The organism is Succinatimonas hippei YIT 12066 (assembly GCF_000188195.1).
GTDB classification, from domain to species: domain Bacteria; phylum Pseudomonadota; class Gammaproteobacteria; order Enterobacterales; family Succinivibrionaceae; genus Succinatimonas; species Succinatimonas hippei.
Genome location: NZ_GL830986.1, coordinates 1 through 8181, shown reverse-complemented (window position 1 = coordinate 8181; position 8181 = coordinate 1). Strand labels below are relative to the sequence as shown.

Here is an 8181-nt window from a genome sequence, read left to right as displayed (position 1 = left end):
AGGATCTATGTGCTTTTTTATGTAGATTTTTCAGATGTGTAGTGAGCTCCCATATTGCGGCGTTTATCAGGATCCATTGCATTTTGGAACATAGCGCCAAAAACTGCTGGAGATATTTCTTTCCACTTTAATCTTCCGCAATCTATAAGCTGATTTCTGGTCTTGGCATCAAACTGCGGCACAAAAGATTTTTCTCTAAATAAACCACCATTTACATAGGGAAATTGCAAAATTTCATGTGGAATATGCTTTAAATTCTGACGCCTATCTTCAGGAGTATCTAAAACAGTAAATAAATCGTAGAAAAAATGCTGACAATCGCTACCATCCTTTGCTGTCAAAGATGCAAATGTAGTTGAAAAAATATCTTCTTGCTTTGAAAAAATACCGGTATCTTCAGCAAACAGACAAAATAAAACTCTTCTTATAAATTCATTTAAGCTGTGTAAATTTTCTTTTTGTAAATGATTATGCGCAGCTAATGTTTCAAGTAAACGAGTTAACTTTACACAAGCTCTTACATCAGCGTCATGCTCAGATTTAATTACAACTTTAGAGTGATCACCAGTAAGCGGCAATAAAAAAGTATAAAATTGCGGCAAATCTTCATAGTCAATAGTTATTTGATCGTCTTCGCTGCGATTATAAAGGCATATAGTTGTCGGGCCTGCTGCAATAATAAAAGGAATATCATTTTTAGTATTTTTAACAACAGACAATTCCTTTATTTGATTGATACTATCAGCAACGTCATCATCGTTTTTTAAAAACCTAAAGTACACTCTTTTCTTTAAAGCAATGTCTCTGCGTACCATAGAATCGTCTATAAAATCTTCAGCAAGATTATATGAGCGATTATTATCAGCAGCACCTTTGACATAAGACTTTGCAGTTCCATAAATCGTCATCAACTCACAAAAAAGAACTTCAAAATCAAATTTCTTTTCTAATTTTTTTACTAATTTCTCAAGTTTAACGATAATGGTGCCATCTGCCATAATATATCCTTAATAAAAATTTTCTGATATTAATTTATAGAATAGAGCTTTGATTTCATACTGATTGCCAATAATTTTAACGCAATAATTATCAGTATAAAAATACTATGGATAGGATTTTATATCCCTTTTTACCAAAGAGCCTTGGGGTAAAACTGTCACCTTAAAAGCACAACGAGAGCGTGTCACGCTCTCGTAAAAGCTCAAAAAGTGAAACTACCACCTAAAATCTTTGTGAATTCCTTTCTCATCAAGATACAGCTGCCGCGCTGTTTCTCTTAACTCTTTAAATTTACAATTTTTAGACTCCGAATAAAGATTGTGCAATTTCATTGCCTGAAGCTTTTCTTCAAGTCCTTGTCTTATAAGAGCTCTATCTCGATGCAAGATTTCCTGCTCTTTTCCGGTGACATGAAAACGCACCAGCAAATCAAATAATTCTTTTTCTATCTGAACTTTTGCCATTTTGTTTATTCCTTAAATCAAGTTCGCAACTTCGCAAGATCGCAAAGTCCTAGAGTTTTGCGAAGTTGCGAACTTGCGAACATGAAATTATTTTTTAAGATCCCAATACCATTGATTACCTGATTTAAAGCATGAAATATTAAGTTTTTGCTTGGCATTCCACAGTGTTCGGCTTTTTATACCTTTTACTTCTGCCTCGGCATCAATAATGGTTTTGCTGACTGGACCTTTGGCTAAAACCTCAGCTAAAAAATCAACGGCATTAGTTACTTTGCTTTCTCGCATTGTTGATGACAAAAGCTCATCAGCACTGATGTCACATTCACCGCGCCAGATAAAACCTTCATTTTTACTAAGTTCAAAACATAAGGATTTACCCTCCGGAGCAAGTGAGCTTTTAACATGACAGACAACTCTAAGTTCAGGCTTGTCTTTTATTCTCCCAACTAAAAGAACGCTTCTTGCTGCAGCTACAATGTCAATTGAGCCAAGCCCTCGATAGGATGATTTTCTAGAGCTGTTTTTATTCATATGACCAATAAGCACGATTGCACAGTTATACTTTTGCGCAATAATTGAAATTCTTTTCATGATAGGTCGAATTTCATTAGCTTTATGCATATCAGTATTTGAACCGATATAGCCCTGAATTGGATCTAAAACCACCAATCGCGCTTTGGTTTTTACAATTGCAGCCTCAAGCCTTTCATCAAGCATGGATAATGGCATATCGCTTTCATCAATGACGTTTACATAACGACAATCTGCCCCCGCGGCTATAAGCCTAGGTTTAATCGTATCGCCTAAACCATCTTCAGCTGTTTGATAAATCACCTGCTGCGGCTCTGACGATTTAATTGCAAATTGTGATTTTTCATCGCTATCAAATACATTCCTGCCTAAAGTTAAACGTGCAATAATTTGCAAAAGTAAAGTGGTTTTCCCTTCTCCCGGATCTCCTTGCACGATTGTCACTTTACCGTAAGGAATAAACGGATATAAAAGCCATTTAACCTCTTCAACCGCAACATCTTCCATGTTGATGATCTTAAGCGGAACTTTGGTACTTGCGTTTAAAAATTCCATAATTGTCCTTAAACGCAGCCTCACTTTGCTATAATGAGACCACGTTATTTTCCTAAAATAACTATTTTTTAAGTAGAGAGATTAGTTGGCAGACTAACTCTCTACACTCAAGTAAAAGATCTCTTATTTCATCCTTAACATCCTTCATTTCAAGAGCATTTGCCAGACGCTTTACTTCAAGAGACAACCTGTCACTTGCAAATTTGCCAGCAGTAATCTCAATCTTTTGATGAAGTAAAGAATCCAAAAAGAATGTTGCCTTGTTTTTGCCACTTAAAAAAACTCGTTCTTTAATGGCTGCAAGCTCTTGCGCTGATACCCTAAAAGCAACAACTATAGGCCTTTTTCTTTGATACTGCTTAGTTTTCTGTTTTGGCATTTACATCCTCCAAAGTTGCAATCACACTATCTTGCGTTCTTTTATATAAATGAGAATAAGTATTAAGCGTAGTTTCAATTCGCTTGTGTCCAAGTCTATCGGCAATTACTTTGGCGCCTAATCCCATATTTACCAAAAGAGAAGCATGAGAGTGCCTTAGATCATGAAGACGTATTTTCTTAACCCCGGTACGCTTGCATACCTGCTGCATTTCATAATTAAAGTAATGCTTCGTGTATGGAAATAGTCGATAACGGTCATTTACCTCATAAATATGGGAAAAATAATCTTCTAAATCTTCAATCAAAAAGTTAGGTAGACTTACAACCCTAGTACTGTTTAGTGTCTTAGGTTTAGTAATTACATCCTTACCTTTTATTCTCTGATATGACTTTGAAATAGACACCGTCTTGGCCTTTAGATCAAAGTCTTTAACATTCAAAGCTAAAAGCTCTCCAATGCGCATCCCGGTCCAAAAGAGTAAATTAAAACCGATATAGGCATCCCAGTTATCATAAAGCCCGTCAGCAAAAGTTTTAAACTCTTCAACCGTCCAAAAGTCCTTACTGACAGCATTCTTTGATCCTATAGATCCGGCTTTAGTACAAGGATTTACTTTTAAGTCATAAAAACGCACCGCATAGTTAAAAATAGTGCTTAATTGATTGTTTATAGTCCTTAAATAGGTTTCACTATTTCCTTTGGAAATCATTACAGCCTGCCATTTTCTAATATCAACAGCAGAAATATCGCATACTGCTTTATCTTTGAAATATGGCAAAATTTTTGTAGTCACTATTTGCCTCTTCGTCATAATAGTGTTCAATTTAAGACGATGTGCCATATCTTCAAAATAGGCATCAACAAGAGAGCTGAATGACATATTAAGATCGTCTGCTTTAACCAAACAAAAATCGTCTAACCAGTCCTTTGCCTCTCTTTTAGTTAAAAAGCCACGCTTAGTTGTCCTTTTCCTGTCTCCGGTCCAATCTTGATATACAAAAACAACACGCCAAGTACCATTTTTTTCTTTAACAAAAGTAGCCATACATAAATGTCCTTAATTTAAAAACCCATAACATTTCTTTTTGAAATAACTTGTAGGCACTTTACCTGCAACGACAATAAATCCTGAGTTCTTAAGCTCAGCATTCATCTGTCTAATCAATTTATAAGCATGTCCAATAGATATCCCTAAAAGATCTGCAACATCTTTTGCTGTCATAAAAATTTTCTTGTCCATAATTTTTTCTCTGTTTTTATTGTTGCACTATTGCAACAATTTCTAAATTAATTATATGTTGCATACTTGCAACATGTCAACATAAATTTTTTTACAGATAAAAAAATGCGATAATGTAGCAATCTTGATACATTGAGGCTCTTATGAAAATTTCTCAAAAACTAAAAGAGTTGCGCAAAGAAAACCAATTAACCCAAGGTAAACTTGCTGAGCTTAGCGGTATAAACCACAGTGCAATCCGTAAATATGAAATTGATATAAATGTGCCACAAGATCAACACATACAAAACCTTGCCAAAACTTTTAACATAAGTCCCTTGTGTCTTAAATCCTTTGATAGCTGCGATATAAAACTTGATACAAAAGGAGATCTTCTTGCTACTTTAGTTCTTCTTATAAAATCAGGTTTTCTTGAGTACAGTCTTGATAAGACACATCATAGATTTACTCTCAAACTAAATTCCAAACTAGAAAATGTTTTATCAATTATTTCAGAACTAGGTAAAACTCTTGATTTAAAAAATACAGAGATGCAGCTTAAAGATGAAATTTTAATTGAGGATTTTTATTCTTGGCTATGTAAATACACTGAGATTGTAAAACTAAAGCAAGAAGAAAAAGAAATACCAGAGAACCTTAAAAACGAAATTGAAGAAATAGAGTTTAACTTAATGTCGTTGCAAGAAAAGTTAACGCAAAAATAAAAAGTGTGTCAAAAACGTGTCACTAATAAAAATTAAGCCCTAAATTACATTAAATTTCAGTAAATTAGGGCTTTTTTATAACTACTCCCACTCAATAGTTGCAGGCGGTTTACCTGAAACGTCATACACAACGCGGGAAATACCGTTTACTTCATTAATGATGCGGTTAGACACACGGCCTAACAAATCATAAGGAAGCTCTGCCCATTTTGCAGTCATAAAATCGATGGTCTTAACGGCACGCAAGGCTACAACATAGTCATAGCGGCGACCGTCACCCATAACTCCTACGGAACGAACCGGCAGGAAAACGGTAAAAGCCTGACTTACTTTCTGATACCAGCCTGAGTTATTGAGCTCTTCCATGAAAATGGCGTCAGCTTGACGAAGTAAATCAAGATATTCACGCTTAACTTCACCTAAAACACGCACACCTAGTCCCGGTCCCGGGAAAGGATGGCGCTGCACCATTTTCTCAGGCAAACCGAGCTTAACACCGATACGACGTACTTCATCTTTAAAGAGCTCACGCAAAGGCTCGACGAGCTTAAACTTAAGGTCATCCGGCAATCCGCCGACATTGTGGTGAGACTTAATGACATGAGCTTTACCGGTTTTTGCTGCTGCAGACTCAATAACATCAGGGTAAATAGTACCTTGAGCCAAGAAGTCAACACCTTCAAGCTTACGTGCTTCATCGGCAAACACATCAATAAAAGTATGTCCGATTGCTTTGCGCTTTGCCTCCGGATCAGAAATGCCTTTTAAAGCACTCAAGAAACGCTCTGATGCATCGGCATAAACAATGTTAAGGCCCATGTCTGCGAACATGTCCTTAACTTGCTGACCTTCATTTAAGCGCAAAAGTCCGTTATCAACAAATACGCAGGTCAATTTATCACCAATTGCCTTATGCAAAAGCAATGCGGTAACTGATGAATCAACACCTCCGGACAATCCCAAAAGCACCTTGGCATCGCCGACTTCACGGCGAATACGCGCAACGGCATCATCAATAATAGCCATCGGCGACCATAGTGCATTTAATTTGCAAACTTCAATAACGAAGCGGCGCAGGAACTCCCCGCCCTGCTTGGTATGAGTTACTTCAGGGTGGAACTGCACGCCGAAGAAATTTCGCTTCTTATCATAAACTGCGGCATACGGACAGGTATCGGTAGAACCTACAACCTCAAAACCTTCAGGGATAGCTGTAACTTTATCACCGTGACTCATCCACACATCAAGTTCATGCTTGCCTTCATGATCGGTAAGACCGTCAAAAAGCGGGCACTCGCTTTTAATTTCAACGGCAGCATAACCGAATTCGCGAAGATTTGAACCTTCAACCTTGCCGCCAAGCTGCACGGCCATAGTCTGTAAACCGTAACAAATGCCTAAAACCGGAACTCCGGCTTCAAACACCCAGGCCGGGGCGCGCGGAGAACCTTCTTCTGTGGTTGATTCAGGACCTCCTGACAAGATAATGCCCTGAGGAGCAAATTCCTGCATATGCTTAAGATCGGCATCCCACGGCATAATTTCGCAGTAAACACCGATTTCGCGCACGCGGCGGGCAATTAATTGAGTGACTTGAGATCCGAAGTCTAAAATTAAGATCTTCTCTGAATGAATATTGGTGCTGTTCATTGGCTCAATCAACTTTAAAGGTTAAATAAAGGGAAAGAGCCGCACTATAGCGGCCCTTTTATTTGAATCAGTGGCTCTGATAATTAGGTGCTTCTTTGGTGATGGTAACGTCGTGGACATGAGACTCACGGATACCGGCACCGGTAATACGTACAAACTTAGCTTTAGTACGTAATTCATCAATAGTAGCGCATCCGGTCAGCCCCATAGCAGAGCGTAATCCGCCCATTTGCTGATGGATAATACCGCGAAGCGAGCCTTTATAAGCAACTCGTCCCTCAATGCCTTCAGGAACAAGCTTATCAGCTGCATTATCTGAAGATTGGAAATAACGATCAGCAGAGCCTTTAGCCATAGCAGCAAGTGAGCCCATTCCGCGATAAGACTTAAAGGAACGACCCTGATAAATTTCAATTTCACCCGGTGCCTCTTCGGTACCTGCAAACATAGAGCCTACCATGACACAGTTAGCACCTGCAGCAAGAGCCTTGGCAATATCGCCTGAATAACGAATACCGCCGTCAGCGACTACTTTAATATCAGTACCTTTTAAAGCTTCAACCGCATTTGCAACTGCAGTCATCTGCGGGACACCGCATCCGGTGACGATACGGGTTGTACAGATTGAACCGGGTCCGATACCGACCTTAACGGTGGAACAGCCGGCTTCGGCAAGAGCGATTGCGCCTTCAGCGGTGGCTACGTTACCGCCGATAATCGGCAACTGCGGATACTGTTTTCTAATGCTTGCTATACGATCTAAAACACCCTGGCTGTGACCGTGAGAAGAATCAATCAAAAGCACGTCGACACCCGCTTCAACCAATGCCTTGGCTCGAGCCTCGTTATTGCCGGGACCGGCACCGATAGCGGCACCTACGCGCAAACGGCCTAAAGCGTCTTTACAGGCATTAGGTTTATTAGCGGCTTTCTTAAAGTCTTTAACAGTAATCATTCCCTTTAAATGGAAAGTATCGTCAACGACTAAAACTTTTTCAATACGGTGTTTCTGCATCAAACCGATAACTTCTTCTTGGGAAGCTTTTTCACGCACGGTTACCAAGCGCTCTTTCGGGGTCATAACCTCAAAAACTTTCTTTTTAAGATCTGTTACGAAACGAACGTCACGACCCGTGATAATACCTAAAAGGTTATCCTCGTCATCAATTACCGGAAATCCTGCAAATCCGTATTTTGCCGTCATCTCGCGAACTTCGGCAATAGTAGCATTAGGGTGAACGGAAATCGGATGGGTTACCATACCGCTTTCAAAACGCTTAACGCGAGACACTTCTTCGGCCTGGCGTTCAATTGACATATTCTTATGAATAAAACCTATTCCGCCTTCCTGAGCTAAAGCGATAGCTAAATTAGATTCGGTAACGGTATCCATTGCCGCGGAGATAAGCGGAATGTTAAGCTGGATATTGGATGTTAAATAAGTATGTAAATCGGCAGTGTTAGGCAAAACGGTGGAATGTGCGGGAACTAATAAGAGGTCATCAAAGGTAAGAGCTTCTTCAACGATACGCAGCATAGAGACTCCTTTAACTTATTAATGTATAAATTAACCGAGAATTATATCAAAATCTTGCAATTTTTTGGCAGAGTTCAAAATTTTTTTATGGCGACAACTTCATGTGAAGATTATCACAA

9 protein-coding genes are annotated in these 8181 nt (G+C 38.9%); 1 reads left to right on the top strand and 8 read right to left on the bottom strand.

What is annotated here, in order from left to right; all coding sequences use genetic code 11:
* Nucleotides 1–17: 17 nt before the first annotated feature.
* The 6 genes from HMPREF9444_RS04665 to HMPREF9444_RS04640 all read right to left on the bottom strand — a co-directional run bounded on the left by HMPREF9444_RS04665 (nt 18) and on the right by HMPREF9444_RS04640 (nt 4171).
* The gene (locus HMPREF9444_RS04665) at nt 18–998 is read right to left on the bottom strand and encodes a type IIL restriction-modification enzyme MmeI (RefSeq protein ID WP_009143218.1); all 981 of its coding nucleotides are present in this window, start codon (nt 996–998) and stop codon (nt 18–20) included.
* Nucleotides 999–1214: 216 nt separating this feature from the next.
* The gene (locus HMPREF9444_RS04660; protein WP_009143217.1) at nt 1215–1463 is read right to left on the bottom strand and encodes a hypothetical protein; all 249 of its coding nucleotides are present in this window, start codon (nt 1461–1463) and stop codon (nt 1215–1217) included.
* A gap of 87 nt (nt 1464–1550) precedes the next feature.
* Nucleotides 1551–2549: an AAA family ATPase gene (locus HMPREF9444_RS04655; protein ID WP_009143216.1), complete on the bottom strand. Its 999-nt coding sequence runs from the start codon at nt 2547–2549 to the stop codon at nt 1551–1553.
* Between the two features lie 61 nt (nt 2550–2610).
* Nucleotides 2611–2928, bottom strand: coding sequence for a plasmid mobilization protein (locus HMPREF9444_RS04650; RefSeq protein WP_009143215.1), 318 nt, complete (start codon nt 2926–2928; stop codon nt 2611–2613).
* The gene (locus tag HMPREF9444_RS04645) at nt 2909–3976 is read right to left on the bottom strand and encodes a site-specific integrase (protein WP_009143214.1); all 1068 of its coding nucleotides are present in this window, start codon (nt 3974–3976) and stop codon (nt 2909–2911) included. Before HMPREF9444_RS04645 ends, HMPREF9444_RS04650 begins: the two co-directional genes overlap by 20 nt.
* 12 nt (nt 3977–3988) lie before the next feature.
* Entirely contained in the window at nt 3989–4171 is a 183-nt protein-coding gene (locus HMPREF9444_RS04640; protein WP_009143213.1) for a helix-turn-helix domain-containing protein, read from the bottom strand.
* Nucleotides 4172–4314: 143 nt separating this feature from the next.
* Here HMPREF9444_RS04640 and HMPREF9444_RS04635 point away from each other — a divergent pair, with 143 nt between their 5' ends.
* Nucleotides 4315–4875 (top strand): helix-turn-helix domain-containing protein, encoded by a 561-nt coding sequence (locus tag HMPREF9444_RS04635; protein ID WP_009143212.1) that lies wholly within the window; start codon nt 4315–4317, stop codon nt 4873–4875.
* A gap of 81 nt (nt 4876–4956) precedes the next feature.
* Here the strand turns inward: HMPREF9444_RS04635 and guaA are convergent, their stop codons facing one another.
* Both guaA and guaB read right to left on the bottom strand, forming a co-directional pair.
* Nucleotides 4957–6525 carry a glutamine-hydrolyzing GMP synthase gene (gene guaA, locus HMPREF9444_RS04630; RefSeq protein WP_009143211.1) on the bottom strand — a complete coding sequence of 523 codons (1569 nt, stop codon included), beginning with the start codon at nt 6523–6525 and terminating at the stop codon, nt 4957–4959.
* Between the two features lie 67 nt (nt 6526–6592).
* A complete protein-coding gene (gene guaB, locus HMPREF9444_RS04625) occupies nt 6593–8062 on the bottom strand; it encodes an IMP dehydrogenase (protein WP_009143210.1) in 1470 nt (489 codons plus the stop codon).
* Nucleotides 8063–8181 lie beyond the last annotated feature (119 nt).

What these genes read in the sequence shown, in the direction of transcription:
- HMPREF9444_RS04660 (WP_009143217.1), bottom strand. Translation starts at nt 1,463, where the DNA reads ATGGCAAAAGTTCAGATAGAAAAAGAATTATTTGATTTGCTGGTGCGT.
- HMPREF9444_RS04650 (WP_009143215.1), bottom strand. Translation starts at nt 2,928, where the DNA reads ATGCCAAAACAGAAAACTAAGCAGTATCAAAGAAAAAGGCCTATAGTT.
- HMPREF9444_RS04665 (WP_009143218.1), bottom strand. Translation starts at nt 998, where the DNA reads ATGGCAGATGGCACCATTATCGTTAAACTTGAGAAATTAGTAAAAAAA.
- HMPREF9444_RS04640 (WP_009143213.1), bottom strand. Translation starts at nt 4,171, where the DNA reads ATGGACAAGAAAATTTTTATGACAGCAAAAGATGTTGCAGATCTTTTA.
- HMPREF9444_RS04655 (WP_009143216.1), bottom strand. Translation starts at nt 2,549, where the DNA reads ATGGAATTTTTAAACGCAAGTACCAAAGTTCCGCTTAAGATCATCAAC.
- guaB (WP_009143210.1), bottom strand. Translation starts at nt 8,062, where the DNA reads ATGCTGCGTATCGTTGAAGAAGCTCTTACCTTTGATGACCTCTTATTA.
- guaA (WP_009143211.1), bottom strand. Translation starts at nt 6,525, where the DNA reads ATGAACAGCACCAATATTCATTCAGAGAAGATCTTAATTTTAGACTTC.
- HMPREF9444_RS04635 (WP_009143212.1), top strand. Translation starts at nt 4,315, where the DNA reads ATGAAAATTTCTCAAAAACTAAAAGAGTTGCGCAAAGAAAACCAATTA.
- HMPREF9444_RS04645 (WP_009143214.1), bottom strand. Translation starts at nt 3,976, where the DNA reads ATGGCTACTTTTGTTAAAGAAAAAAATGGTACTTGGCGTGTTGTTTTT.